The following is a 24,622-nucleotide window of genomic DNA, read 5'->3' as shown; positions in this document are numbered from 1 at the left end:
TCCCCCCAAAAGGTGCCGCCGGCCAATGCCACACCACAATCCCTGTGGGAGCGGGCTTGCCCGCGATGAGGCCATATCAGCCACCATCGATGCCGCCTGACCCACCGCCATCGCGGGCAAGCCCGCTCCCACAGATTTCGTACATGGGCGGACAGCTATCATTCACCTATTTGATTTATCTGCCATTTATCGAACCTGCTGAGCAACACCAACAAACGTGATTTAATAGCCGCCTTCCACGGTTCCGGGACGGGAAACGGCGTAACCCGCGGCCACCAGTCGCCCGCCACCCACCCCCATTACCCCTTAAGTAGTTCTCACATAAGGCTGTCATGGACACGGGCTCACGACTCAAATTAGTACGCGAAAGCTACAAACTGTCCCAGCGCGAGCTGGCCCGGCGTAGCGGCGTCACCAATGCCACCATCTCCCTGATCGAACAGAATCGCGTCAGTCCCTCCGTCAGTTCCCTTAAAAAACTGCTCGAAGGCATTCCCATGTCTTTGGCGGACTTCTTCACCTTCGACCAACCGCCGCGTGAGCATCAATACGTGTTCCGCGCCAATGAACAGCCGGATCTGGGGCGCCATGGGCTGCGGTTGTTGCTGATCGGCGCTTCGGTGCCGAGTCGGCAGATGCGGCTGTTGCGCGAGCAGTACGCGCCAGGCGCGAGCTCTGGGGAAGAGCCCATCGTGCATGCTGAAGGGGAGGAGTGTGGGCTTGTAACCCGTGGCACGGTTGAATTGACTGTGGATGGGCAGATCAGTGTGTTGAATGCCGGGGATGGGTATTACTTTCCGACGACGCTGCCGCATCGGTTTCGCAATATTGGGGCGGATGAGGCTGAAATCATCAGCGCCAACACCCCGGCGAACTTCTGATATCTAGAGCAGACATTAAAGCTGTAACGACCTTCGAAGGGGCGACCACTACTTGTGGTCGCCCCTTCATGCCATCAGCTGATGGCATCTACGACGCCGTTCAAAGGGACTTCAAGTAGTCGAGAAGCTGTGACCTTTGCACATCACTTAGGCGGCTCACGCCATAGTCATGGCCGGCGTTGCTGTTGCCCTCAAGCCTGGTGTCGAACAGAAACCAATTCTTGTCCGATTTCTCGGTCTTGAATCCCACCCTTTGGTTATCGAATTCATTTGTCCCTGTATAAAAAGTCGAGGGACGCTGACGGGGTGGCAGGAGAAGGTCGTTCAGGGTCGGCACAGAGCCGTTATGCAAATAGGGAGCTGTGGCCCAGATGCCGTTGAGGGGTCTTGCTTTATAGGCGAGAAGAGCAACCTTTGGGCTGTCACGGTAGCAGTTGATTAGTCGTAGTGCTTTTTCATCAACTTCGCTGAACAAGGCACGGTCCTTGAAGCCAGGGACTTTTTGAGGTTTGGTATCTATTCCAAGCAATCCATCGAAAGCCAGTTCGGCGACATCGCGTCCTTTGCCCAGTAATGTCTCCAGGACGGTCACACCCAGCATGTTGTAGAGAAGGTCATTTGATTGAATGGGTGCTTTTGATTTATCGACTCTGGGATAACCCGCCAACACTCCAGCATCCGCTTTAAATTGATAGGCATTGCACGCCATCCAGGGGTCCGTGCTAATGGTCCTGTCATTTGGGCCCCGAGGATTTAAGTTTTCATTCGCAGAGATTGGAACCATGACCGCTTCAATGGGTGTGGCGAGATCGTTTCTAGGAAGAGTGGCGTGGCAGCCGACACAATTGTCCGCAAATAATTTGGCACCCGGCGTGAGGTCTTTTGGCAATTGCCCAGGCCACCGTGGAGGCTTCAAGGTATAAAGAGAACGTTCTAGAACATCCAGATTTTTCACGTTCACACTAGAGACAAATCCTGCCTTGGCCGGATTTTCTTTAACCGGTCGAATGTCGGCGAACACACCGATGGCTTCTCCAGCATTACGCCCCAGACCTCCAGCATCCAGGCCGCCGTCATTTTTAATCGAAGGGAGTTGGTGTTTACTGACCATTCCGTTCCATTGGAGGACGTTGTGTTGATGCGTATTCCAGAGAAATGGATAACTCACCGGCGCATCAGAGGGGTTAGGGGTAGGCGGTGTCGCTTGGGTGACTTGACTGATTTTGTTGAGAATGTGGCCCACTGCATCAAGGCGACCTGGGCCATATTGCAGATCTGTGGCATTCAATGTCTCGTTTTGTGCATAAAACGCATTCAAGCTATCCAGCGATTTTTTCAGCCGTTGGCGATTCCCTTTTGACAGGTCATCTCCCAGGACACTCTTGGCAAAGCGCTCAAATTTTTCAGGATCGGAAGCCGTTGTGTTTAAAGCTGCTCTCAACGCCTTGAAAAAATTCTGAAAGTCGGCGTTCGTTGGCCCGCCATTGATGACAAGATTCTGTCCTTCAAAATTGATTTGGGCCGTGTGACAAGCAGAGCAGTTCATCCCCACCCATGGCTCTTTCGTCCCTTGTCCAAAAAACCAACGCAGTTTTGTGAAAGACAGTTTGCTGTCGTGACTGTCATCCAAAACGAAACCCATCGGCAACGTAAGACGCTTACCTTTATAAGACGGATTATAAGGCGTGTAACCGTAGGCTGAGATCGTTTTGTCACTCATGAACTTCTCCTCTGAACCTGGCTCTTCCAATGCAACCGCCCAGGAGAGAGGGAGAATTCTCGATCCTTGTGAAAGTTCAAGCCAATTGGACTGGGTGGTGTCACTCCATCCCTGATCCAGAATGTCGGCAGCCTGAGTCATTGAATGACAGCCGAAAAACAACAGTGCAGCGCAGGCAAACGGGGGGGCTTTTAGTTTGCTCATGAGATTCCCTTCTATTTGTAATTCCTGTTGGAGCCAATCAGGTGGGTAGCCAAAAGCTACCAGTCATGAGTGTAGCCACAAAAAAAACACTGCTTTAATTTTGTTCCACGGCATGCGTGTGGCCGCAGGATGGCTTTGCCAATTTGGACGTTGCATGAGCCTGTGTGAGGGTTTTTCGATGATTTTGGTGCCGTAATATTCCGGATTGCCACGATTGACAGCCCTCACGACTTGTAGGAATTTAGCCGCCCGCAGGTAAGGGATATCTGCTGATGGCCAAAAGATGGCCGTTGTTCACCACACAAAGGATTGTCTATGCAAGGTTCAAACACCGTTGCTCAACAGGTGTGCGGTCAGCTGGTGCACGAGCATCAGAACACCCCACACATGAACATTGCCGAGCAAATCCTCGAATGCCTGTTTCGCCGTCGTAGCCTCGCCCCGGGGCAGGATCACGAACTTTCGTCGCAGGTGCTGGAACCCCATCTGACCAAGGTCATGCAGGCGGTCGAGAGCGGTCGCAAGATTGAAATGGTCTTGCCAGCCTTTCCCGGCAAATCGCCCAGCCGCAAGAAAACCCTGAGTCATCTGCCCGATCTTGCTGAACATCATGCTATCGATGAGTTAAATCGCCTGTGCACAGAGATCCAGGAGATCTACGCACCGGGCGCGCTGATTCATATCTGCTCCGATGGCTATGTGTTCTCTGACTTGGTGCATGTTCCCGATTCCGACGTCAAGGCCTACACCGACGCTATCCAGCACTACGCCGAGCAGCACTATCGCGGTACGTTTGCCCATTTCGACCTCCGGGATGCCTACCCTCAGCTGGATTGTCTGGACGCCATGCGTGAAGAGATGATGATCGAGCACGGTCAGTCATTGATCTTGTTGCAGCAGCGCTTCAAGGATGATCCGCACATGATGTTGATGTACTGCGGCATCCATCGCTTTCTTTCCGAGGATTACTCGGGACTGAAAGTATTCGCCGGCATGAGCCTTAATGCGGTGAAGAAGGTCGCCAAACCGGCCTCGCAGCGGGTGATCCAGCGCAGCGAAGCCTGGGGTGCGCTGTTGCAGGCGCGCTACCCGCATTGCCTGCGCCTGTCGATTCACCCGCAACTGGCGGTCTCGACGAAGATCGGTATCCGGTTGGTGCCAACCAGTGACCTATGGCGTACACCTTGGCATTCGGTGGCCATCAAGCGACGGGGTGTGGTCACGCTCGAAAAACGCAGCAATGTCGATGAGCGCTATCACCGCCTGGTGTTCCGCAAGGGGCGTCCTTGTCACTACGCCAGTGCCCAATGATGACGTCTCGGTTACGGGTCGAAGCCGTACTCTTCGATTTGGACGGGACTCTGGTCGACACCTTGCCCGACATCACCTGGTGCTTGAACCAAGTGCTGCTCGAACACGGTTGCCCGGCGCTGACCTCGGAAACAGTGCGCGGGTATATCGGCGGCGGCACCACGGCGATGATCGAGCGGGTGGCCACGCAGTTCGGCATCGCTGATGCGCTCGCCATGCACCAGCGCTATGTGACGCTCTATCAGCACAACCTGGTTCAATTCTCCCGTCCATTCAGCGGTGTCTTGGAATTGCTCGAAGGCTGCCGACAGTTGGAGCTACCGCTGGCTATCGTGACCAACAAGGCCGAGGAAATGGCTTTGCAGGTTTCCAGAACGTTGCTACCGCAGAATGCTTTCGGGCCAATTCTGGGGCATCGCGCAGGCAGGTCGCTCAAACCGCAACCGGAGGTGGCATGGGAAGCCGCCCGGCGGTTGTCGGTTGATCCGCAACGCTGCTTGTTCGTCGGTGACACGGAGATCGATCTGCAAACGGCCCGTGCTGCAGGCATGTATTCGGCGGCAGTCACTTGGGGCTATGGCCTGACACCTGACTTGCAGGCCCAGGCCCCGAACTTGTGCTGTGAACACCCGGCCGAATTGCTGCGCATTTTGCAGCAAGCCTGCGGGGCTGCACATGCGTTCGCCGAGCATGGCGACACCGTCAAATCCTATTGATACACACACCCTCAAGGAAATTGTTCTATGGAACATAGAGACGCCTGGATCGCTGCCGTCAGCGATTTGCTGGCCGGTTATCTGCTCAAAGGCACGGATGATTGTTTCGACACACAAGGCAGGGCGCATCTGGCGCTTCGATTGGGGCACTGCTTCGATCAGGGCCTGCCAGTGCGTCTGGTTCTGCCAGGCTTTCCCTGCAAGTCGCCAAACGCCAGCGACCAGACCTTCGGCGTGCTGCCGGACTACGGCGAGGTCATGGCTATCGAGCGCCTCGACCAACTCGGCCAGGCCATCGCCGCGTTGCACGCACCGGGCTGCGTGGTGTCGATCCTCAGCGACGGCACGACCTTCAATGACATCGTCGGCGTGGCTGACGACGTTCGAGCCGCCTACAACCGGGCGTTGCGTGAACTGTGCACCACCCACACGATTGAGTGGGTCAGCATGGAAGACCTGTTTCCCCAGGCCCAAAGTGCCGAGTCGGTTCGCGCCAGCCTGATCAAGCAGGCCCGTCTACCGTGGAAAAACCTTGGTGAGCTGATCGAGCAGAGCCACGAGGATGAATCCCTCAGCCGGGCGCATGACAACCTCTGCAGTCACCTCTACAACGACCTGCGTCTGTGTCGCGAAGAAGGGCAGAGCGAGGACGAGTACCTGCAACAAATCAACTTCAAAGCCTACCAAATGATGTATCGCGGGCACGCATTGAACGCGGCAGTGGACCGTTTCTTCGGCGATGACATTCGCTTGTCGGTCCATCAATACAGCAATGCCGGACCCAAATTCACCTTCGGTCTGGCCGAAGGGCTGACCCGTGTGGACAGCCCTTGGCATGCCGTGCCGGTGTGCAACCTGGATGGCAGCCAAACCCTTCGCGCCCGCGCCCAGGTCGACCTCGACCACCATGTGCTGGTCACCTATGAGGGGCGGCCATGGCTCTACCATCAAACAGAAAACCCGCAGGCCCAAGGCTTCGAGTACGAACTGCAAAAACTTCCGCTGTTTGGCCTGGTGGTGCGAGACCCGTTGGGGCTGGGTTTCGAACGACTGTCCACCGGCCTGTTGGAAGCACTGGTGGAAACCTTCGGTTTCGTCTGCCTCAAAGGCTGCCGTTTCAACGACCAGGATAGCTTTGCTCGCAGCTGCGAACGCTTCGGCACGCTCTACGAATGGGCTTTCGGTGCCGTCCACGTGGTTAAGCCTGCGGACAAACCCCAAGGCGTGGTGCACTCGCTGGAGAAAACACCGTTGCACTGGGACCTGAACATGCTGCCCGACAGCGACGCACAAGTTCAACGCAACCCGAAATTCTGCGCCAGCAAATTCATGCTGTACTGCAAGACCGCGCCGCAGCCGGGCGAGGGCCAGACCACCATTGTCGACAGCCGCAACGTACTGCGCAAAGTCGGGCAGCAAGTCGCCCGACAATGGCAGGGCGTGAACATCACCTACTACACCAAAATGACCTACTTCGGCGGCTCGCCGCGCATGTACAGCCTGGTGGACCACCACCCCCGCAGCGGCGAGCTCATCCTGCGCTACCAAGAGGGCACCGACTCGACATTGCAGACCTTGAGCCAGTCGGTGCAGGACCATGACGAGCAGGCTCAGCAGGCGTTGCTGGAACAGGTCAATGCGCTGGTTTATGACCCGGATTGCCTGATTGCTCATCAATGGAGTGAGGGGGATTTGGTGCTGATCGATAACTATCGGACGTTGCATGGGCGGCTGCCGATGTCGGCGGGTTCTTCGTCGCGGGAGTTGTGGCGGGTGCAGGTTTATTGATTGTTGGTGTCAGAGTCGGAGCAGGAAGCAGAAAAACCGCAGTAATGCGGTTTTTCTACGACTGAAATTTAATCACTGCCCCTTGGGCGTATCGAACCCACGTTGCTCAATCACCCGAAACACATCACTCACATCCTGAACCATGATTCGGGCGATGTTGGTGACGGTGTTGATGTCGTGTTCGGCGTAGTCGGGGAGGCTGGTGCAGGCCATCAGGTTGAGGTATTTGAGGACGGCGTTGAGGCGTTCGCTGAGGCAGCTGTGGAGTTCGTGCAGTGGGGCGTCGGCGTCGATGAGGAGGACGGGGTGGTCGGTGGCGAAATGGGACATGGGGGTGTAGTGGCGGAGCGGGTTTTGAGTCGTCATGGTGTTAATCCTAATAAAAGTAGAATTGCCACCGTTCTGCTGCGAAACAAAATGGGTGGCAGCTATGCGCGGGTTCGCAGACCGGAGGATTAACACCAAGACCCGGCAGACCCGAAGGTCTCCCACGCACAACCGCCATAAAACGATACGCAGCCGGGAGTCGGCCGTGCCTGACGGAACAAGGTGTCAATCTTAAGGGCTGCGAAACCCTATCGCCAACTGATGTCAGCGACAGACCCACTCTAGGCAGCGATTTTGATAGCCGCAACCGGGGTGTAGGACGCTCGGATGGGCATTTCGCAAAGTGGCTTTTCCCCACTCTATGGCGCAAACGCAGTAAAACCGGGCATCGCAGTGTGTCTGAGGAAACGGGCTAGCAGGGTTTGGGGCCGCTTCGCAGCCCAGCGGGAGCAAGCTCCCTCGCCACAACGGGCAGATTCCTACATATTTTGCAGACTTCAAAATCCTGGCCGCGCCGTTACGGCATTTAACCCGAGGAAAATCCCATGAGTCAGACACTGGAACGCGCCATTGCCATCGCCGCTGCGGCGCATGAGGGGCAGGTGGACAAGGGCGGCGTGCCTTACATCCTGCATCCGCTGAAAGTCATGCTGCGGGTGAACACGCTGGAAGAGCGCATCGTCGCGGTGCTACATGACGTGGTCGAGGACTGCGGCATCAGCTTCGACGATCTGCGCAAGGAAGGCTTCAGCGAAACGGTGCTGTCGGCAATTGCGTCGGTGACCAAAGTGCCGGGCGAGTCCTACGAGGCGTTCGTCGAGCGCGCGGCGCAGCACCCGATCGGGCGGGTGGTGAAACTGGCGGACCTGGAGGAAAATAGCGACTTGTCGCGGATCGCCCAGCCGTCCTGGGAGGATCTGGAGCGCGTTGAGAAGTATCGACGGGCGATTGGGGTGCTGCGCTCGTAGGGTGTATGAGTTCGGATTCCATCACCATTGTTGTTTCAGCGTCGCTTCCTGGCGTACATGCAGCAGAATCTTACCGCAAGCATGTCGGTGAATTAGGCCGTGACTTTACGACTGCTGCGCAGCCGAACGCAGCCTCGCGAGCTCGGCAGCTGCTACAGGGCGTTGGCTATTATTATTTTTCCATCCTGCCGCCGTTTCCTTGGTAGAGAATCGGTCTAAAAAGCCCGACCCAGGCCTGGATCGGTTTGCTATTCTGAACCTGTAGGTGAAGACGCAGACTGATGCGCAAAGGGATAGCGAGGAGGCGTGGGGCGCGCTCCCAAGGGTACACGGTTAGAAAGATCTCCGCGCTGAGATCCAGCCCTTATGCCGTGTGAGGCAGAACAGCCCAAAGAGCAAAATAACTGTTCTGTGAGAGGCCTGATAAACCTTGTAAGCCAGAGACCAGCACTGGCCACCTACTCGATTTCCAAAACCCGCCTTGTGCGGGTTTTTTCTTGGGCACGCTCTTTGTAGCAACCGCCGAACTGTAGCCGCCGTAGCCGCTGTAGCAACTGCCGAGCTCGCGAGGCTGCGTTCGGCTGCGAAGCAGTCGTGAATCCGGCTAACGCGGTCTGTCTGATGTAACGCAATTCCCGATTTTACGATTGCTTCGAAGCCCGAACAGGACGACGCGTCGTTCCGACAAGCCCCCTCGCCACAATGAGTTACGCTGATAGCAACGACGGGAGGAATGCAGTCATGACTGAGCGCCATATGATCCACTCGGAAACGCTGTCGAATGGATGCGGCATCGAGGTTAAATCCAAAATATTGAGAGACGGTTCGTTGGATATGTTCATGGGCGTCTATTGGCCGGACGGCTCGGTCATCGTTGAGGACAACCACCCCTCGCCGCATCTGCTGGACATGGAAGCGGCGATGGAGTGGGCCATCGAGAAAGCCAAGACCATCGGTAACAGCCAAAGAACGCTGTAAGGCCCGGCGATAACGGAATCATTGATCGGCTGGAAGGTCGTATCTATGGGTTTGAACGCACTGCGATTGAATTCGCCGCTAGCGTCACCTCATCCCCGTAGTTCTGACCTTTTAGGACGTTCAAATGAAGCGCACCGTGATAATGACCCTGGCCATTGCAAGCACCCTCCTGCTGGGAGGTTGCTTTCCTTACTGGGAAGAGGGAGACAGGTACGATCGGGATCACCATGAATACCGTCGTGACCATGACCGTGGCTATTATTACCGTGATGATCGAGGGTATGACCGGGACTATGATCGTCGTGATGATCGCCGTCGGCACCGCGATCGTGACGACCGAGACGACGATTGACCTGTCCCTGCCCAGCTCCAGAGCGGCCATCACCGCTCTGATTTCCTGAGGAGTAACCATGCGAATGCTGACTGCACCTCTCACTCAATGGCTGATGGCGGCGGTTATTGGGCTGACCGCCATGGCGCTCGATGCACAGGCACAACCCACACCTCAAGCCACTCAGGAAATAAACAGCTTGCTGGACTTTGTCGAGCACAGTGAATGCCGGTTTGTGCGCAACGGGAGCGAATACCAAGGCCCTCAGGCCCGGGCGCATCTGGAGAAGAAACTGGAGTATCTCGAAGAGAATGACAGGGTGAACAGCGCAGAAGACTTCATTGAGCTGGCGGCCACTCGAAGCAGCATGAGTGGCCTCGACTATGAAGTGCGCTGTCCGGCAGGCATACAACCGGCCAGTCTCTGGTTGAAAACCGAACTACAGCGACAACGGCAACTTCATTGATTGCCTTGTCGGGCGCTAGCGCAGCAGATGCACCGCCAACCCGATCAGCCCGCACCCCATCAACACCTCGATCACACCCCGCTTGAAGCGGAACAAGGCAATGGCCGCTGCAATGGCGAGCAGCGCCGAAGGCCAGTCGAGTTGGCCGCCGAAACCTTTGGGCCACAGAACGTGGTAGCCGAAGAAACACGCCAAATTAAGAATCACGCCGACCACCGCCGCGGTAATCGCGGTCAGCGGCGCGGTGAGCCTGAGTTCGTTGTGCGTCGACTCCACCAACGGGCCGCCGGCGAGGATGAACAGGAACGACGGCAGGAAAGTGAACCAGGTCACTAGCGTGGCGGCGAGGGCGCCAGCCAGGAACACTTGATCGGGGCCGAACACCTGACTCACATAGGCGCCGATAAAACCGACGAAGGCCACCACCATGATCAGCGGACCGGGGGTGGTTTCGCCGAGCGCCAGGCCATCGATCATTTGTGTGGGCGTCAGCCAGCCATAGTGGCCGACGGCACCCTGATACACATAGGGCAGCACGGCATACGCGCCGCCGAATGTCAGTAATGCCGCTTTGGTAAAGAACCAGCCCATCTGGGTCAGAGTGCCTTCCCAGCCGAACAGTGCGGTGAGAAGTCCCATCGGCAACGCCCACAAGACCGCACCCGCCAGCAACAGGCGCAGCAGTTTAAAGCTGCTGAAACGGGCGTGTTCGGGAGGCGGGGTGTCGTCGTCGATCAAGGCCGGCCCGAAGGACTTTTTCGCCGCGCCGTGGCCCCCGGTCCGGAACCTTTCAGGCGCCAGACGCCCACCGACATAACCGATGATCGCGGCGCCCAGCACAATCAACGGGAATGGCACGTTGAAGACGAAGATGGCCATGAATGAAGCCGCGGCGATCCCCCATAGCCAGTTGTTCTTCAATGCCCGCGAGCCGATCCGATGGGCCGCCTGCACCACAATGGCGGTCACGGCAGGCTTGATACCATAAAAGAGGCCGGCCACCGCCGGCACTTCGCCAAAGGCGATGTACACCCACGACAACCCGATCAGGATGAACAGCGACGGCAGCACAAACAGCGCGCCGGCAATCAGGCCGCCCCATGTCCGGTGCATCAGCCAACCAATGTAGGTCGCCAGTTGCTGAGCCTCAGGCCCGGGCAGCAACATGCAGTAGTTGAGGGCATGCAGAAAGCGCCGTTCCGAGATCCAGCGCCGCCGCTCCACCAACTCCTGATGCATGATCGAGATCTGTCCAGCCGGCCCGCCAAAACTGATGAAACCGAGCTTCAGCCAGAACAGGAAGGCTTCTCGCAGGCTGATCGCCTCAGGCTTCGACAGCTCCTGTTCGACGGTCGAAGAGGGGGCTTTATTCAAGTGCCGATTCCTTTTTAAAGTGGTAATTCAGGTTTTCACGGCGTACCAAACATCGCCGTCCAGTAAATGCCCGCGTCACTCTTCGGGTCCACCGCATAGGCCGCACCCAGTTCACGATATTGTGGGTTCATCAGGTTGGCGCAATGGCCCGGGCTGGCCAGCCAGCCATCGACCACCTTGCGCACGGTGTCCTGGCCGGCGGAAATATTCTCACCGACCTGCTGACCGGCGTAACCGGCCAGTTCAGCGCGATCACCCGGCGTGCGGCCGTCGCGGTCCTTGTGGTCGAAAAAGTTATGGTTGGCCATGGCCCGGCTGTGGGTCTCGGCCGCGCTCCCCAGCGTGGCGTTCCAGGCCAGTGGCGTCGTCGCGGCAAAGGATTGGCTGCCGCACTGGCGCGCCTGTGTGCGGGCACTGTTCATCGCTTCGAGCAGTTTCTGTCCCTCCGCTTGCCAGTCGCCCAGCCGCCCGCTCAACAGGGGGCGTGCCAATACGATGCGCCACACACGGGCGTCCCGGCTGACGCCGATGTCGACGAATTGCGGGTCCAGTACCACCTGGCAGAAGCTCTCCTGAATCGCCTTCATGGCGGACGGTGCATCACGTGGACCGGACAAGCTGATCGCCTGCACGTTAACCATCGGATAAGCCGCGCGGGCCAGCGCCTGCTGCAAATCGCCGATGCTATTGGCGGACAGTACCAGGCGCGGATCGCTCGCCAGCGGTGGCAGTTCCGCCGACGCCTGGCCGGCACAGCGCTGCACCTGGCTGCGGTAAACGTTGATCGACTCGACCAGCTGCGTTTCCTCGGTCGCCGACGCGGCGACGCTGAATACCAGCCCGAATGACAACACGCCAAGATGCAAAACGGATGACAGGCTGCGCATGGAAATCTCCCTTGAACGGACTGTGTTTATGATGCGCGATTTCACCCCTGTCGACGCAATGCATTTTTGTGCCGAAACGCAGATAGTTGTCAGCCTGTTGGAATGAGTTCTGAGGACTACAATCAAGCCAGGTCAGCGCTGTTTCTCTGCCGGAAGGGTCGGATTATGCGATTAAAAGGGGTAGGCACCTGCTTCGCAATCATCCTTCTGTGCGGCCAGGTGTTGGCAACTGATCAGGAGCAAAAACAGGAAGTGGCTGAAGAGAAGGCGCAGGTCCTGGAACAGAAGGCAGCAGAGAAGGGCACCGAACAGCCGGTACCCAAGTCCGAAGCCATCACCACCTCCGAGGCGCAGGCGGTCGATCCGGCGGGTGCAGCGCCACTGGACGATGCCATTACTTGCTTTGCACGCAGCATTTATTGGGAATCCAAGGGCGTGGCAGATGCCGATATGGAAGCCGTCGCCAATGTGGTCATGAACCGGCTGGGCCATGAGGGTTTTCCGGATACGGTGTGCGCCGTGGTCAAGCAGGGTTCTGAAAAGCATGCCTGCCAGTTTTCGTGGTGGTGCGACGGGCGTCCGGATCAGGCAAAGGAAGACGACCAATATGCCCTCGCCAAGGAGATCGCGCGCAAGGCACTCAACAAGCAACTCACGGACCAAACCCATGGTGCTTTGTATTTTCACGACAGAACGGTGAAACCCGACTGGGCGAAGAAGTACATCAAGACGGCCGAGACCCGAAAATTTCTGTTCTATAAGCCTCGTGGCGAGACGGCGCGGTAGATGTGGGTGTCATGATTGTGGGCTGCTGTTCGTACAAATTTACGGTTTTTTTACGGTGGGTATTTTTCCGCGCGCGGATACTTCGCCGCGTTTTTTGATCATCGATATGCCTGCAATCCTTCGTCCTTCCCGGTTGATCTGAGGCATGCAATTTCTTTCCTTTAACCAGAGAAGCTACCCGTGACCGAAACAACGATCCATGCCCCTGAAGAATCTCACTCCAGAACATCCGGAGTGGGTTTGCTTGTCGCCGCGGTGGGCGTGGTTTATGGGGATATCGGCACCAGTCCTCTTTACACCCTCAAAGAAGTGTTCGGCGGTCATTACGGAGTCCAGGCCAATCACGACGGTGTACTGGGCATTCTGTCGTTGATCTTCTGGTCTTTGATCTGGGTCGTCTCGTTCAAGTACGTGCTGTTTATCCTTCGCGCCGACAACCAGGGCGAGGGGGGCATCATGGCCTTGACGGCACTGGCACGTCGGGCCGCGGCGCCATATCCAAAAATGAGCAGGGTCCTGGTATTGCTTGGGCTGTTTGGTGCGGCACTGTTTTACGGTGACAGCATGATCACCCCGGCCATCTCCGTGCTTTCTGCGGTTGAAGGGCTGCAGCTGGCGTTCGATGGCATTGAGCATTGGGTGGTGCCGCTGTCCGTTGTCGTCCTGGTAGGGCTTTTTTTGATACAGAAACATGGCACGGCCCGTATCGGCATCCTGTTCGGTCCGGTCATGGTGTTGTGGTTTATGGTGTTGGGTGCGCTCGGTATTTACGGCATCCTGCAACGTCCGGAAGTTCTGCAAGCGCTCAATCCGGCATGGGCCGTGCAATTTTTCGTGGTTCATCCGGGGATTGGCGTCGCCATTTTGGGCGCCGTGGTGTTGGCATTGACCGGTGCCGAAGCACTGTATGCCGATATGGGGCATTTTGGTCGCAAACCCATTGCTCGTGCCTGGTTCATCCTGGTGCTGCCCGGTTTGGTACTCAATTACTTCGGCCAGGGCGCGTTGATTCTCGGGAACCCGGAAGCGGTGCGTAATCCGTTCTATCTATTGGCACCGGGCTGGGCCCTGCTGCCGATGGTTGCGCTCTCGACACTGGCCACCATCATCGCCTCCCAAGCGGTGATTTCCGGGGCGTTCTCCCTGACTCGCCAGGCCATTCAGCTGGGTTATGTGCCTCGTATGTTTATCCAGCACACCTCCAGTCAGGAGCAGGGGCAGATTTACATCGGCATGGTGAACTGGGCGCTGATGGTCGGCGTCGTGTTGCTGGTCATCGGCTTTGAATCGTCCAGTGCGCTGGCGGCGGCGTATGGCGTGGCGGTGACGGGGACCATGCTGATTACCACTGTTCTGTCCTCGGCCGTCGTGTTGCTGCTTTGGAAAACCCCGCGCTGGTTGGCGATTCCGATGCTGTTGGGCTTTTTCATGGTGGACAGCCTGTATTTCGCCGCCAACGCACCGAAGATTTTCCAGGGCGGTGCGTTCCCGGTGATTGCGGGTATTGCCCTGTTCATCTTGATGACCACCTGGAAGCGGGGCCGAAAGATCATTGTCGAGCGACTCGATGAAACATCTCTGCCCCTGCCGTTGTTCATCAGCAGCATCCGCTCGCAACCACCCCATCGTGTGCAGGGTACCGCTGTGTTTCTGACGGCCAGGGCGGATGCCGTCCCTCATGCCCTCTTGCACAACCTGTTGCATAACCAGGTTCTGCACGAGCAGGTGGTGTTACTTACCGTGGTGTCTGAAGACCGCCCGCGGGTGGCCGCGGATCAGCGGTTTGAGGTCGAGTCCTATGGTGAAGGGTTCTTCCGGGTCAGTCTGCACTTTGGTTTTATCGAGGAGCCCGACGTACCTCTGGCCTTGAGCCTTTGCCATTTGAAAGAGCTGGATTTCAGCCCGATGCGCACCACTTACTTCCTTAGCCGAGAGACTGTCGTTCCAACCAAACGTATCGGGATGGCGCGCTGGCGCGAAGGCCTGTTCGCGTTTTTGCTGAAGAACGCAAACAGCAACCTCAAATACTTCAAGTTACCGCTCAACCGCGTGATAGAGCTGGGCACGCAGGTGGAGATGTAGACGGCGCCAGTCAGCCAAACGCAAAACCTGTGGGAGCGTTCAATGGACTGAATGTTTTTAGCCTTGAAGCGCTTCCATCAATACCTGCACCAACTGACCCCCCTGTGGCGTTGCCCAGCTTCCAGCGAGTTCCGCAATCAGCTGGTTGGTAGTGGTCAGCGTCACGCCGCCTTTATCCATCCGCCGCAGGGCGATGTCATCGGCCATGACGCTCGGTGAGCCTCCGCCATCGGCCACTACCTGAACCTCATACCCCTCGCGCACCAGGCTCAGCGCCGGATAGACCGTGCAGACGTCATTGGTGACACCGGCAATGATGAGTTTTTTGCGGCCAGTCGCTTTAACGGCAGCGGCGAAGTGTTCATCGTCCATGGCGTTGACGATGCCCAGGCGTTTGATGCGGGAAGCGAATTCGGCAGGGAGGATCTGCTCCAGTTCACTCAGCAACGGTCCCTGAGCGTACTCTTCCATGCTGGAGGTCAGGACCACCGGAAGCTTCAGGATGGCAGCCGCTTTGGCGAGCGTCAGCGCGTTGCGTTTGAGCTCTTCGAACGGAATGGATTTCACCCAGCCCATGGTCCCTACCTGGTGATCGATCAACAGCAGGGCGGCGTTGTCGGCACTGAATTTTTCGTAACTCATGATGATTCTCCTGGCTGTAAGGAAGGGGTTTCGATGGGAGCGCGAGCGAGTCATCGGGGCCATGAACATGCGGTTGGACAGGGTATGACGACCGATCTGGACTTGAGAAAAAAGCGAGTCCATTGCGGTGCTCCTCAGTAAACGATGTCGCTATCATTGATCAATCCGTATCCGGGATAAACCGGGTAAAATTGAAATGACTGATCCACTGATGGAGCAATAGCATTGGAGTTTCTCAACGACATGGCGTTGTTCGTCGAGGTTGTGAAGGCGCGCAGTTTCCGCCGGGCAGCGCAGGCGATGGGGATGCCCAACTCGACGCTCTCTCGCCGGATCAGTGGCCTCGAGAAGGAAATCGGGCTAAGGTTGCTGCATCGCACAACCCGCAAGATCGAGCTGACCGAGGCGGGGCAGTTGTACTTCGATCGCTGCAAACGCATCGTCGACGAAGCCCGACTGGCCCATGAGCAGCTTGGGGAAATGCTTGCCCGACCCAGCGGGGTACTGCGGGCTTCGCTGCCGGTGGATTTCGCCAATATCTACCTGGCACCGCTGATTGCGGAGTTTGCCCGGTTGTATCCCGGTATCAGCTTCGAGTTCGACCTGACCCCGCGTCAGGTCGATCTGGTGAGTGAGCCGGTTGATGTGGTCATTCGCATGGGCGAGCCCGCGAGTTCGAACCTGATCGCCCGTAAACTCGCCAGTTTGCGCCGCTGTCTTTACGCCTCACCCCGATATCTCGAACTGTACGGTGATCCGGTTCATCCAACGGATCTGACCCGCCACGAATGCCTGCGACTGCGCGGAACGGGTGCTGACCGCTGGACACTCTCGGGCAGTGAAGGGGAGGTGGACGTTGAGGTTGGCGGTCGATTCGGACTCAACAGCGTGGGAATGATTCGACGTCTGGCGACGCTGGATCTGGGTATCGCGTTACTGGCCGAAGGTATCGTTACGCAAGACCTTGCCAATGGCACGCTGCGCAGAGTCTTGCCACAGTGGCAGGCCTCACCCATCTCGGTTTACGCCCTCACCGAGACGCGGCTATTGCCTGCGAAAACCCAACGGTTCATCGAGTTTTTGCGTGAGCAGCTTCAGGATGCCTGACGCCTGCGTCCGGTTCGGCTTGCCGGGCGAACCATTGCATGATCAACGAGCACGCCGGATGAGAGGCGGCCCGGTCACTGGACAAGCACGATGGCGTGATTGGGCCAATGGGCTTGTCGCGGCATCCCTAGTTACCGTCTGCCACTTTGCGTTCGATCTCGGCTATTTTGCGCCTGAGTTCTTCGGCTTCCTGCTCGTTGGCTTGTTCCACGCTCCTGGCGTCATTGTCTTTGTCCTCGAGGTCTTTTTCGATCTCATCGACCGGTTTTCCAGCGGTGTCGGTGGATGGGGCGTTTGATGTCGATTCTGACTCGACGCGATCTGTACGGTCATCATTGTTCATGGCGTCAACCTCCATTGGCATACCCATTGGATACGGCGGCATGGCCTGGAGTTCGAGATTTTCAATGAGCACGCTCGATTAACCCTGCCGCCGTTTGACGCTATTTGTAATGTTGCTCGAAGACGGCCACTTGATCCGGCGTGATCAGTTGAAAGGGCACCCAGACATCCGCTTCGACCGGTTCCCCTTTGATCATCTGGATGGCCGCTTGCAGCGCGCTGCTCGCCTGGGCCTTGGGGTCTTGAAACACGGAGGCTACGAGCATCCCGCGCTTGATGGCCGCGAGGCCGTCAGGCAGGCCGTCGATGCCGACGATCGCAATCTCGCCCTTGGCTTTGCCGGCTTGCTGCAGTGCCATGGCGGCGCCGATGGCCATCTCGTCATTGTTGGCAACGATGGCATCAAAGCGGGTGCCGGCCAGGAGCCAATTGCTGGTCAGGTCCATCCCTTTGTTGCGCTGCCACTCGGCACTTTGTTGTTCGACGATGGTGATCCCGGGATAGTCCTTGAGTATCTGTTTGACCCCTTCAGTACGGTCGTGCGTGGAGTTTTGCGCGAGGTCGCCCATGATGATCGCGATGTTGCCTTTGCCCCCCAGCTTGTCGGCCAGGTAGCGCATCTGCAGTTGCCCGGCCTCAATGTCATTGGACGCTACCGTGACCACGCCTTTGGGCAAGACGCGTTCGTCCGGGTGGCGGTTGACGTAGATCAGCGGTGTCTTCGCCTCGACGGCGGCGCGGGTCATGTTGGCGGTGGCGGCGGTGTCCACGGGCAGGACGATAACCGCATCCACCTTCTGGCTGAGAAAGCCCTGGATCTGATTGAGCTGGCGAACCACATCGCCCTGGGCATCCTCGAACTGGATCTGGACGTTATCCTTCCTGGCGGCATCTTCCAGGCCGCTGCGCACATAGGTCATGAAGTTGTCGTCAACTCTGGCAATGCTGACGCCGATGCGATAGTTGGCGGCGGCCCATTGGCTGAAGAGGAATAACAGCGTGGCAAAAAGCAGTGTGCAGCGACGCATGATGGTTTTTCCTTTTTTGTTATGAGTTGAAATTCATCAAGATCAAAAAAATGCGTAAGGCGATCTGCTACAAGGAGAGCCTCGTAGCTGAAATGGCTTTACTGACCGGCATTTCAATCAAGCGTGAAGGCTTGCCGAAAGCGTTCAAGTGCCGCTTCGCTGTCGCCGCTGGCCCATCCCTCGAGCCCGACGACACCGGTGTATCCCATGCGGAACAAGGCTTTGGCAATGGCCGGATAATGGATTTCGCCGGTGCCCGGTTCCATGCGGCCGGGAACATCGGCGACCTGGATCTCACCAATGGCGCTGCCGGCACGCTGGATCAGTTCGATCAGGTTTCCTTCGCCAATCTGGGCATGGTAAAGGTCCAGGTTCATCTTCAAATGCGGGCTGCCCACGGCCTCGATCAGCGCCAGGGTATCGTCGGCGCGCGCGAACGGCGTGCCGGGGTGGTCAACCTCGGTATTGAGGTTTTCCAGCAGGAATACCCGACTGGCGTCTTCGCCCAGGCGAGCGATTTTTTCCAGGGTCTTGCAGGCACTCAACCACATGCGTCCAGTGGTGTGGGCCACGGGTTTGACCGGCAAGCCTCGGTCGCCCAGGCCTGTGCCATGCAGGTTGAGGCTCGGGCAATTGAGTTGTGCGGCGACGGCCAGCGATTCCCGTGCGCTGTCGAGCAGGTGCTGGATGTCTTCGGGGTCGGTCAGGTTGCCCGAGATATAGCCGGTCATGGAGGTGAAGTCAGCGCCGGTGGCGACCAGGGCTGGAATGTCTTTCTGCGTCCAGTCCCAGATTTCGGCGCTGAAGCCTAGTGCGTGAATGCGTTTGACGCGCTCTGTGAACGGCAAGTCGAGGAAGACCATCTCGGCACTGATCGCCAGTTTGAACGGTGTGAAACTCATGAATGGGCTCCTTGCACGCGCACAGCTTTGCCCTGCTGGAAGGACTCGATACACGCGCGGGCAATGGCCAGTGCCGCCCGGGCATCTTCACCGCTGGCGAGGGGTTTTTCGCCGGTGCGCAGGCAGTCGACAAAGTGGTTGAGTTCGGCCACATAGGCATCACGCAGCAGGTCGGTGTCCATGCGCTGGGTGTCGGCCTGGATGCCATTGGCCAGATAGCGCACCAGGTCGGAGTCGTTGATGCTGCCCATGGTCAGCATGCCGGCGCTGCCGAAGACTTCCCCTCGAACATCGTAGCCATAAACGGCCTGGAAATTGGCCTCGGCGGTGGCGATGGCGCCGTTGTCGAAACGGATGGTGACCACCGCAGTGTCCAGCAGCCCCTTGTCCTTGTAGTCCGGTGCGATCAGGGCATCGGCCATGACAAAAACCTCAACCGCTTCGGCACCGGGATTGAGGTAGCGCAGGGTATCGAAGTCATGAATCAGGGTTTCGAGGAAAATCACCCACTGTGGCGAGGCGGCCGGATTGTTCAGCGCCGGGTCGCGGGTCAGCGAGCGCAGCAGTTGCGGCGCACCGATACGGCCGGCGACCACGTCCAGGTGAGCCGCCCGGAAGCTTTTGGCGAAGCGGCGGTTGAAGCCGACTTGCAGCGTCACCTGTGCATCGGCGGCCGCGGCGATGGCGCGGTCGGCCTCGTCGAGGGTGATGGCCATGGGTTTCTCACAAAACACCCCTTTGCCGGCCCGAGCCGCACTGATCACCAGTTCGGCATGGCTGCGGGCGGGGGCGGCGATCAACACACCGTCTATTTCCGGGTCATCGAGCAGTTGCTGTGGATCGGTATAAACCCGCTGCACCCCCAACTCCGCCGCCAGGCGGGCGGCTTGGCCGGGGGTAGGGTCGGCGATGGCGGCCAGGCAGGCGCCGGGAATGTGTCGGGCGGCCGTCTGGCCGTGAAAACTGCCCATGCGGCCGGCGCCGATCAGACCCAGGCGGATGATCTTGGATGCACTCATGAAATGACTCCCTTTTATTGTTGTTCAATGACTGGGCAGCAGGAATGTCCTCGCTGGTACAAGGCATGGAGCAAGGGCTGTGCCAATATTTAAGTAATTGATATTTAAGGAGTTATAAAAGAGTTGTTGAAATAAATGTTCATATCGATGACATGTCTACACTGACATGTTGAAAATATGAACATAGGAGAAAAGGGTGAACCCACAGCCCATGGCCTTCAGCACACAAGACCTCGATTACATCACCGCGCTCGGTCCGGCATCGTTGAACGAAGGACCGATCGCCGAGCTGGATCAGGCATGGCTGGATTGTTTGAACGGCCGCACCGATCGACCGGCCGGGGTCAGGCAAGTGATCTGGGACTCCTGGCTGCGCAGCGTCAATGCCGGCCTCGATCCTGATGATGGCCAATACCGCTTTGTCGCCTCCAACGTGCTGACTGCAACGCTGGCGGCCAATCGCGCCTTGATCGCAGCGGCGGCAGAGGTCATGCGGGGTTTGCTGGCGTACAACCCCAGGGGGCATATCAATTTGACCGATGCCGAAGGCACGACGCTGTATTTCTGCGGCCTGGACCTCACGCCTGTGGGTAGCCGGCTGCTGGAGTCGGTGCAGGGCACCAACTGCACGGGGCTGGCGCTTGCCGAAGATCGATTGGTGTATGTGCTGGCCGAGGAAAATTTCGGCACCGGCCTGCGTCGGCGGCGCATGCATTGTGCCGCTGCGCCGATCAAGGATGCGCAGGGCAGGACGCTGGCCATGTTGACCCTGACCGCCGAGCCGGGCTGGTTTCATTTCCATACGCTGGGCACCGTCCAGGCAGCGGCTGAAGCGGTCTCGCGACAGATGGCGTTGCAGACCCTGCTGGAAGAACAACAAACCGTCCTCGAAGTGCTCAACGAGGGACTTGTGGTGCTGGATGAGCGGGGCTGTATCAAGGCGCTCAACCGTTATGCCCGCCAATTGTTCCGCGTGGGGCGGGATCTGCTGGGCAGCCCGTTCCAGCGCCTGGGCCAGAGCGAGCTGACCGATGAGATTCTGCTACGCGGCGGGGAAGGACAGCAGTATGAAGGGATAAGAGATCTGGATTGCACGTTTGAGCTGCATGATCGCAGTCACCTGGCGTGCCTGGTGTCGGTGTGCCCACTGGAGCAGGGTGGGCGCATTGTTTCGTTGCGCGAGAACAGGCGCATCCGCGAAATTACCCGGCGGATCATCGGCACTCAAGCCAGCTACACCTTCGACACCATTCTGGGCAGTTCGCGCGCCATCCAGGACGCGTTGCACCTGGGACGGATTGCCAGTCGCAGTGACTCGACCACATTGATCCTGGGGGAAAGCGGTACCGGCAAGGAGCTGTTCGCCCAGGCGATCCATAACGCCAGTGACCGTTGCAGCGGTCCTTTTGTGGCCGTCAATTGTGGGGCCATTCCGCGAGATCTGGTGCAGAGCGAACTGTTTGGTCATGTTGAGGGCGCCTTCACCGGATCGGCCCGCGGAGGCTCTGCCGGGAAGTTCGAATTGGCCGATGGCGGCACGATCTTCCTCGACGAAATCGGTGACATGTCTTTTGACGCCCAGGTCAGCCTGCTGCGCGTCTTGCAAGAAGGCGAGGTGACGCGCGTTGGGGCGAAGAAATCGCAGCAGGTGAATGTCCGCATCATCGCCGCCACCCACCGCAACCTCAGTCAGGCGGTGGCCGAGGGGGCGTTCCGTGAGGATCTTTACTACCGGCTCAACGTGCTGAATCTGACAGTCCCGCCGCTGAGGATGCGCCAGGAGGATGTGCCATTGCTGGCGCGACATTTTCTCAGTCGTTGCGCCCGGTCGTTGCGTAAATCCGTGCAGGACATCTCGCCCGAGGCGTTGGATATTCTGTCGGCCTACCACTGGCCGGGCAATGTTCGCGAGTTGGAAAACACCATTGAACGCGCGACCAATCTGGCGGTAACCGAACTGATCCAGCCGGGCGATCTACCGCTTGAAATCAAGCAAAAGCTGCGTCAGTCGGCACCGGGAAGTTTGCCCGAACCCCGGGCTGCCCTGGACCTTGGCGCCCATGAAATGAATGCGATCATCGCGGCTCTCAGGGATACCCGCGGCAACATCCGCCTGGCCGCCAGGCAGCTGAACGTTTCTCGTGGCGGGTTGTACAACAAGATGAATCGGTTCGGACTGAGTGCCGATGCTTTTCGTTCGGACCCCAACCTCTGACTGAAAAACGACCTTGTGGCGAGGGAGCTTGCTCCCGCTGGGTCGCGCAGCGACCCCAATAGGGCTTGTCTCAGTCTTTCAGAAGAAACTCAGTGATCGGTTTTGGGGCTGCTACGCAGCCCAGCGGGAGCAAGCTCCCTCGCCACAGGTTCGGTGTGGCTGAGAAATGTATGGATATTCTCAACACTGCTCACAGCATCAGTGTCGGGTGTTCTCTGAGGTCATGATCTGCAACGGAATATGGACCCGGTGCCGGGCGGGATCGAAGTCCGGCGTGGTCTGCAGCTCCACCAGCAAATCGATCAGCGCTGCCGCCAGTAATCGTGGTTGGGAATCGATGACCAGGCTGATCAATCCCTGATCCAGGGCTTGTCGCGACAGCTCGGTCGACTCCTGCAGGATGCAGCACAGCGACGGCCGCTTCGGCAGCTGCGACAGGGCGCTGATGATGCCGTCGCCGCCACCGCCGACCACGCACAGCCCACGCAAGTCGTCGTGACGCGCCAGTAGATCCAGAGTTGCCTCTTCGGTGATGTCGCAATTGTCCAGATTGATCACCGCTTCCAGCAGTCGCAACCCTGGGGCGCGCTCCGCCAGGTAACTGCGCAACCCCTCGACCCGCGCCTGATGGCCAAGAAAACGGTGGCCGCCGAGCAATACCCCGACGCTGCCTTTGCGGGCACCACAGGTGTGAGCCATCAGCCAACCCATGGTACGCCCGACCTCATGATTATCCTGGCCGACGTAAGGCTCATCCGCTGCCTCGTGGATGTCGGACAGCAGGGCGATCACCGGCACGCCTGCCTCTCTGATCTGAGCGATGGCTGCATTGATCAACGGATGGGAGAAGCTGACCACCGCGAGGCCGTCGCACTGCACCGCCAGTTGTTCGATCTGGGCAATGATGGCGCTGGGGGTGCGATCGAAAACGTACTCGAATTGAATGCTCAGGTTGGCGCCGGCCTGACGCTGCGCCGCCTCGGTGATGGCGGCGGCGACGTTGCCATAGAACGCCTGGGCGGTACCAAGTAACAGGATGCCGAAACGATAGCTGGGACGACGTTCGCGGATGCGCTGACCGATCAGCCTGGCGGCGAAATAACCGACGGCTTCGGCGGCCTGGAAGACCTGTTCGGCGGTGGCCGGGCTGACCGGAGCCCTGGCGTTGAGCACCCGGTCCACGGTGGCGACACTCAAGCGAGCGTGCTCGGCGACGGTGGCAATGGTTGGGCGTTTATTGTTGTTCATGGCGGCCCCCGCAAGCGCTTTGATAGAAAACTATCAAGCTTCAATGGGTCTGGATGATAGCTTGATAGGGAATGTATTCAAGGGCTTGAGGGTGATTTCTGCGCTCTCTATATTTTCCCCAGCGATGTGATCCCGCATCGAAGCAAATGCCTAAAACAATCAAGCTTGCGGAGAACAATAAAATGCCCGAACAAAACGCAGCCTTTGAAAACCCCGGCAAACCCATGCCCCGGGACTATCGATTGATCGGCCCCGAAGCCGCCCGAGCGGCGCAAAAAGGCCTGGTATCGGCAAGCTGGTACCAATCCCCCATTTCTCGTAAACGCATGAAGGAATTGATGCAGCGCCGCGATGGCCCGGCCTTGCTGGATATCGCGATCTGGCTATCGGCGATGGTCGTGACCGGGTTCGGTGGCTACTGGTTCTGGGGCTCCTGGGCCTGCGCTCCGTTCTTCTTCGTCTACGGCTTGCTCTACGGCACGGCGTCCAATGCCCGTTGGCACGAAGCGGGTCACGGTACAGCGTTCAAAACCCGCTGGATGAATGATGCGGTCTATCAGCTGTCGAGCTTCATGTTCATGTTCGAGCCCCAAGTCTGGCGCTGGAGCCACGCACGGCACCACACCGACACCATCATCGTCGGTCGCGATCCGGAGATCGTCGAACCACGTCCGCCAAGCCTGATCAATATGCTGCTGAGCCTGTTCAGAATGCCTTATGCGTTGAAGACGATGGGGGCAGTCTGCCGCCATGCAGTCGGGCGAATGGATGAGGAAGAGCAAACGTTCATCCCCGAATCCGAGTGGCCCAAGGTTGTGAGGGACGCACGCGTCTGGCTGGTGATTTATGGGCTTACCGTAGGCGCTGCGTTGTACATGCAGAGCTGGCTGCCGCTGATGTTCATTGGTCTGCCGACGCTCTATGGCGGTTGGCTGTCCTACCTGTTCGGCCTGTCGCAGCATGTCGGCCTAGCTGAGGACGTACTCGATCACCGCAGCAACTGCCGCACCATCTACATGAACCCGCTGCTGCGCTTCATGTACCTCAACATGAACTATCACCTTGAGCACCACATGTATCCGATGGTGCCGTTTCACGCGCTGGCACAACTTCACGAGGAGATCCGCCGTGACTGCCCGCCGCCTTACACCAGCCTGTTCGAGGCCTTCAAGGAAATCCTCCCGACCATCTGGAAGCAGCGCAAAGACCCGACGTATTTCGTCAGTCGCCCTTTGCCACAACGCGCAGCGCCGGCCGCTAACGTCCAGGCAGCACCTGAAGTAACGACGGCCTGACACCT

At 58.2% G+C, this 24,622-nt stretch carries 23 protein-coding genes; 13 read left to right on the top strand and 10 right to left on the bottom strand.

What is annotated here, in order from left to right; translation table 11 throughout:
* Positions 1-332 precede the first annotated feature (332 nt).
* Positions 333-881 (top strand): cupin domain-containing protein, encoded by a 549-nt coding sequence (locus ACZ9BB_RS12350; RefSeq protein ID WP_008011722.1) that lies wholly within the window; start codon positions 333-335, stop codon positions 879-881.
* A 100-nt stretch (positions 882-981) separates the two neighbouring features.
* On the opposite strand, the gene ACZ9BB_RS12345 is transcribed toward ACZ9BB_RS12350, so the two are convergent.
* On the bottom strand, positions 982-2,805 hold the full coding sequence (locus ACZ9BB_RS12345) for a di-heme-cytochrome C peroxidase (protein ID WP_476214022.1): 1,824 nt from the start codon (positions 2,803-2,805) through the stop codon (positions 982-984).
* A 315-nt stretch (positions 2,806-3,120) separates the two neighbouring features.
* Here ACZ9BB_RS12345 and ACZ9BB_RS12340 point away from each other — a divergent pair, with 315 nt between their 5' ends.
* Genes ACZ9BB_RS12340 through ACZ9BB_RS12330 form a run of 3 tightly spaced genes read left to right on the top strand, consistent with a single transcriptional unit; the run spans position 3,121 to position 6,620 of the window.
* The gene (locus ACZ9BB_RS12340) at positions 3,121-4,116 is read left to right on the top strand and encodes an isocyanide synthase family protein (protein WP_019648646.1); all 996 of its coding nucleotides are present in this window, start codon (positions 3,121-3,123) and stop codon (positions 4,114-4,116) included.
* The gene (locus ACZ9BB_RS12335; protein WP_476214021.1) at positions 4,116-4,832 is read left to right on the top strand and encodes an HAD family hydrolase; all 717 of its coding nucleotides are present in this window, start codon (positions 4,116-4,118) and stop codon (positions 4,830-4,832) included. Before ACZ9BB_RS12340 ends, ACZ9BB_RS12335 begins: the two co-directional genes overlap by 1 nt.
* A gap of 27 nt (positions 4,833-4,859) precedes the next feature.
* Positions 4,860-6,620 carry an isocyanide synthase family protein gene (locus tag ACZ9BB_RS12330; RefSeq protein ID WP_476214020.1) on the top strand — a complete coding sequence of 587 codons (1,761 nt, stop codon included), beginning with the start codon at positions 4,860-4,862 and terminating at the stop codon, positions 6,618-6,620.
* Positions 6,621-6,692: 72 nt separating this feature from the next.
* Here the strand turns inward: ACZ9BB_RS12330 and ACZ9BB_RS12325 are convergent, their stop codons facing one another.
* Positions 6,693-6,986 carry a fructose-bisphosphate aldolase gene (locus ACZ9BB_RS12325; RefSeq protein ID WP_476214019.1) on the bottom strand — a complete coding sequence of 98 codons (294 nt, stop codon included), beginning with the start codon at positions 6,984-6,986 and terminating at the stop codon, positions 6,693-6,695.
* A 506-nt stretch (positions 6,987-7,492) separates the two neighbouring features.
* Between ACZ9BB_RS12325 and ACZ9BB_RS12320 the strand changes: the two genes are divergently transcribed.
* The 4 genes from ACZ9BB_RS12320 (at position 7,493) to ACZ9BB_RS12305 (ending at position 9,690) form a co-directional block, all read left to right on the top strand.
* On the top strand, positions 7,493-7,915 hold the full coding sequence (locus ACZ9BB_RS12320; protein WP_476214018.1) for an HD domain-containing protein: 423 nt from the start codon (positions 7,493-7,495) through the stop codon (positions 7,913-7,915).
* Between the two features lie 741 nt (positions 7,916-8,656).
* A complete protein-coding gene (locus ACZ9BB_RS12315; protein WP_476214017.1) occupies positions 8,657-8,893 on the top strand; it encodes a hypothetical protein in 237 nt (78 codons plus the stop codon).
* A 124-nt stretch (positions 8,894-9,017) separates the two neighbouring features.
* Entirely contained in the window at positions 9,018-9,245 is a 228-nt protein-coding gene (locus ACZ9BB_RS12310) for a hypothetical protein (protein ID WP_476214016.1), read from the top strand.
* A 58-nt stretch (positions 9,246-9,303) separates the two neighbouring features.
* A complete protein-coding gene (locus ACZ9BB_RS12305; RefSeq protein ID WP_476214015.1) occupies positions 9,304-9,690 on the top strand; it encodes a YfeK family protein in 387 nt (128 codons plus the stop codon).
* A 15-nt stretch (positions 9,691-9,705) separates the two neighbouring features.
* Here ACZ9BB_RS12305 and chrA read toward each other — a convergent pair whose 3' ends face one another.
* Both chrA and ACZ9BB_RS12295 read right to left on the bottom strand, forming a co-directional pair.
* The gene (chrA, locus tag ACZ9BB_RS12300) at positions 9,706-11,064 is read right to left on the bottom strand and encodes a chromate efflux transporter (protein ID WP_476214014.1); all 1,359 of its coding nucleotides are present in this window, start codon (positions 11,062-11,064) and stop codon (positions 9,706-9,708) included.
* Positions 11,065-11,099: 35 nt separating this feature from the next.
* Entirely contained in the window at positions 11,100-11,951 is an 852-nt protein-coding gene (locus tag ACZ9BB_RS12295) for a CAP domain-containing protein (RefSeq protein WP_476214013.1), read from the bottom strand.
* 165 nt (positions 11,952-12,116) lie between these two features.
* Here ACZ9BB_RS12295 and ACZ9BB_RS12290 point away from each other — a divergent pair, with 165 nt between their 5' ends.
* Positions 12,117-12,737, top strand: coding sequence for a cell wall hydrolase (locus ACZ9BB_RS12290; RefSeq protein WP_476214012.1), 621 nt, complete (start codon positions 12,117-12,119; stop codon positions 12,735-12,737).
* Between the two features lie 180 nt (positions 12,738-12,917).
* The gene (locus ACZ9BB_RS12285) at positions 12,918-14,819 is read left to right on the top strand and encodes a potassium transporter Kup (RefSeq protein WP_476214011.1); all 1,902 of its coding nucleotides are present in this window, start codon (positions 12,918-12,920) and stop codon (positions 14,817-14,819) included.
* Positions 14,820-14,876: 57 nt separating this feature from the next.
* Here the strand turns inward: ACZ9BB_RS12285 and ACZ9BB_RS12280 are convergent, their stop codons facing one another.
* On the bottom strand, positions 14,877-15,461 hold the full coding sequence (locus tag ACZ9BB_RS12280; RefSeq protein ID WP_476214010.1) for an isochorismatase family protein: 585 nt from the start codon (positions 15,459-15,461) through the stop codon (positions 14,877-14,879).
* 225 nt (positions 15,462-15,686) lie between these two features.
* On the opposite strand from ACZ9BB_RS12280, the gene ACZ9BB_RS12275 reads away from it, so the two are divergent.
* Complete coding sequence (locus ACZ9BB_RS12275; RefSeq protein ID WP_476214009.1) at positions 15,687-16,568, top strand: LysR family transcriptional regulator; 882 nt, start codon at positions 15,687-15,689, stop codon at positions 16,566-16,568.
* Positions 16,569-16,695: 127 nt separating this feature from the next.
* Here the strand turns inward: ACZ9BB_RS12275 and ACZ9BB_RS12270 are convergent, their stop codons facing one another.
* The 4 genes from ACZ9BB_RS12270 to ACZ9BB_RS12255 all read right to left on the bottom strand — a co-directional run bounded on the left by ACZ9BB_RS12270 (position 16,696) and on the right by ACZ9BB_RS12255 (position 19,859).
* Positions 16,696-16,911, bottom strand: a complete 216-nt coding sequence (locus ACZ9BB_RS12270) for a hypothetical protein (RefSeq protein WP_476214008.1) — start codon at positions 16,909-16,911, stop codon at positions 16,696-16,698.
* Between the two features lie 100 nt (positions 16,912-17,011).
* The gene (locus ACZ9BB_RS12265) at positions 17,012-17,938 is read right to left on the bottom strand and encodes a sugar ABC transporter substrate-binding protein (RefSeq protein ID WP_476214007.1); all 927 of its coding nucleotides are present in this window, start codon (positions 17,936-17,938) and stop codon (positions 17,012-17,014) included.
* Between the two features lie 113 nt (positions 17,939-18,051).
* Complete coding sequence (locus ACZ9BB_RS12260; protein WP_476214006.1) at positions 18,052-18,840, bottom strand: TIM barrel protein; 789 nt, start codon at positions 18,838-18,840, stop codon at positions 18,052-18,054.
* Entirely contained in the window at positions 18,837-19,859 is a 1,023-nt protein-coding gene (locus ACZ9BB_RS12255; protein ID WP_476214005.1) for a Gfo/Idh/MocA family oxidoreductase, read from the bottom strand. Before ACZ9BB_RS12255 ends, ACZ9BB_RS12260 begins: the two co-directional genes overlap by 4 nt.
* Positions 19,860-20,070: 211 nt before the next feature.
* On the opposite strand from ACZ9BB_RS12255, the gene ACZ9BB_RS12250 reads away from it, so the two are divergent.
* On the top strand, positions 20,071-22,074 hold the full coding sequence (locus ACZ9BB_RS12250; protein ID WP_476218287.1) for a sigma-54 interaction domain-containing protein: 2,004 nt from the start codon (positions 20,071-20,073) through the stop codon (positions 22,072-22,074).
* Positions 22,075-22,272: 198 nt separating this feature from the next.
* Here the strand turns inward: ACZ9BB_RS12250 and ACZ9BB_RS12245 are convergent, their stop codons facing one another.
* On the bottom strand, positions 22,273-23,322 hold the full coding sequence (locus ACZ9BB_RS12245) for a LacI family DNA-binding transcriptional regulator (protein ID WP_476214004.1): 1,050 nt from the start codon (positions 23,320-23,322) through the stop codon (positions 22,273-22,275).
* Positions 23,323-23,504: 182 nt separating this feature from the next.
* Between ACZ9BB_RS12245 and ACZ9BB_RS12240 the strand changes: the two genes are divergently transcribed.
* Entirely contained in the window at positions 23,505-24,617 is a 1,113-nt protein-coding gene (locus ACZ9BB_RS12240; protein ID WP_476214003.1) for a fatty acid desaturase family protein, read from the top strand.
* The last annotated feature ends 5 nt before the right edge of the window (positions 24,618-24,622 follow it).

Source organism: Pseudomonas sp. TE3552, assembly GCF_056278945.1.
Note: the sequence above shows the minus strand (reverse complement) of the source record. Positions and strands in the feature narration are given on the sequence as shown.

Coding starts and splice junctions, on each gene's coding strand:
- ACZ9BB_RS12350 (WP_008011722.1), top strand. CDS start 333: ATGGACACGGGCTCACGACTCAAATTAGTACGCGAAAGCTACAAACTG.
- ACZ9BB_RS12345 (WP_476214022.1), bottom strand. CDS start 2,805: ATGAGCAAACTAAAAGCCCCCCCGTTTGCCTGCGCTGCACTGTTGTTT.
- ACZ9BB_RS12340 (WP_019648646.1), top strand. CDS start 3,121: ATGCAAGGTTCAAACACCGTTGCTCAACAGGTGTGCGGTCAGCTGGTG.
- ACZ9BB_RS12335 (WP_476214021.1), top strand. CDS start 4,116: ATGACGTCTCGGTTACGGGTCGAAGCCGTACTCTTCGATTTGGACGGG.
- ACZ9BB_RS12330 (WP_476214020.1), top strand. CDS start 4,860: ATGGAACATAGAGACGCCTGGATCGCTGCCGTCAGCGATTTGCTGGCC.
- ACZ9BB_RS12325 (WP_476214019.1), bottom strand. CDS start 6,986: ATGACGACTCAAAACCCGCTCCGCCACTACACCCCCATGTCCCATTTC.
- ACZ9BB_RS12320 (WP_476214018.1), top strand. CDS start 7,493: ATGAGTCAGACACTGGAACGCGCCATTGCCATCGCCGCTGCGGCGCAT.
- ACZ9BB_RS12315 (WP_476214017.1), top strand. CDS start 8,657: ATGACTGAGCGCCATATGATCCACTCGGAAACGCTGTCGAATGGATGC.
- ACZ9BB_RS12310 (WP_476214016.1), top strand. CDS start 9,018: ATGAAGCGCACCGTGATAATGACCCTGGCCATTGCAAGCACCCTCCTG.
- ACZ9BB_RS12305 (WP_476214015.1), top strand. CDS start 9,304: ATGCGAATGCTGACTGCACCTCTCACTCAATGGCTGATGGCGGCGGTT.
- ACZ9BB_RS12295 (WP_476214013.1), bottom strand. CDS start 11,951: ATGCGCAGCCTGTCATCCGTTTTGCATCTTGGCGTGTTGTCATTCGGG.
- ACZ9BB_RS12290 (WP_476214012.1), top strand. CDS start 12,117: ATGCGATTAAAAGGGGTAGGCACCTGCTTCGCAATCATCCTTCTGTGC.
- ACZ9BB_RS12280 (WP_476214010.1), bottom strand. CDS start 15,461: ATGAGTTACGAAAAATTCAGTGCCGACAACGCCGCCCTGCTGTTGATC.
- ACZ9BB_RS12270 (WP_476214008.1), bottom strand. CDS start 16,911: ATGAACAATGATGACCGTACAGATCGCGTCGAGTCAGAATCGACATCA.
- ACZ9BB_RS12265 (WP_476214007.1), bottom strand. CDS start 17,938: ATGCGTCGCTGCACACTGCTTTTTGCCACGCTGTTATTCCTCTTCAGC.
- ACZ9BB_RS12260 (WP_476214006.1), bottom strand. CDS start 18,840: ATGAGTTTCACACCGTTCAAACTGGCGATCAGTGCCGAGATGGTCTTC.
- ACZ9BB_RS12255 (WP_476214005.1), bottom strand. CDS start 19,859: ATGAGTGCATCCAAGATCATCCGCCTGGGTCTGATCGGCGCCGGCCGC.
- ACZ9BB_RS12250 (WP_476218287.1), top strand. CDS start 20,071: ATGGCCTTCAGCACACAAGACCTCGATTACATCACCGCGCTCGGTCCG.
- ACZ9BB_RS12245 (WP_476214004.1), bottom strand. CDS start 23,322: ATGAACAACAATAAACGCCCAACCATTGCCACCGTCGCCGAGCACGCT.
- ACZ9BB_RS12240 (WP_476214003.1), top strand. CDS start 23,505: ATGCCCGAACAAAACGCAGCCTTTGAAAACCCCGGCAAACCCATGCCC.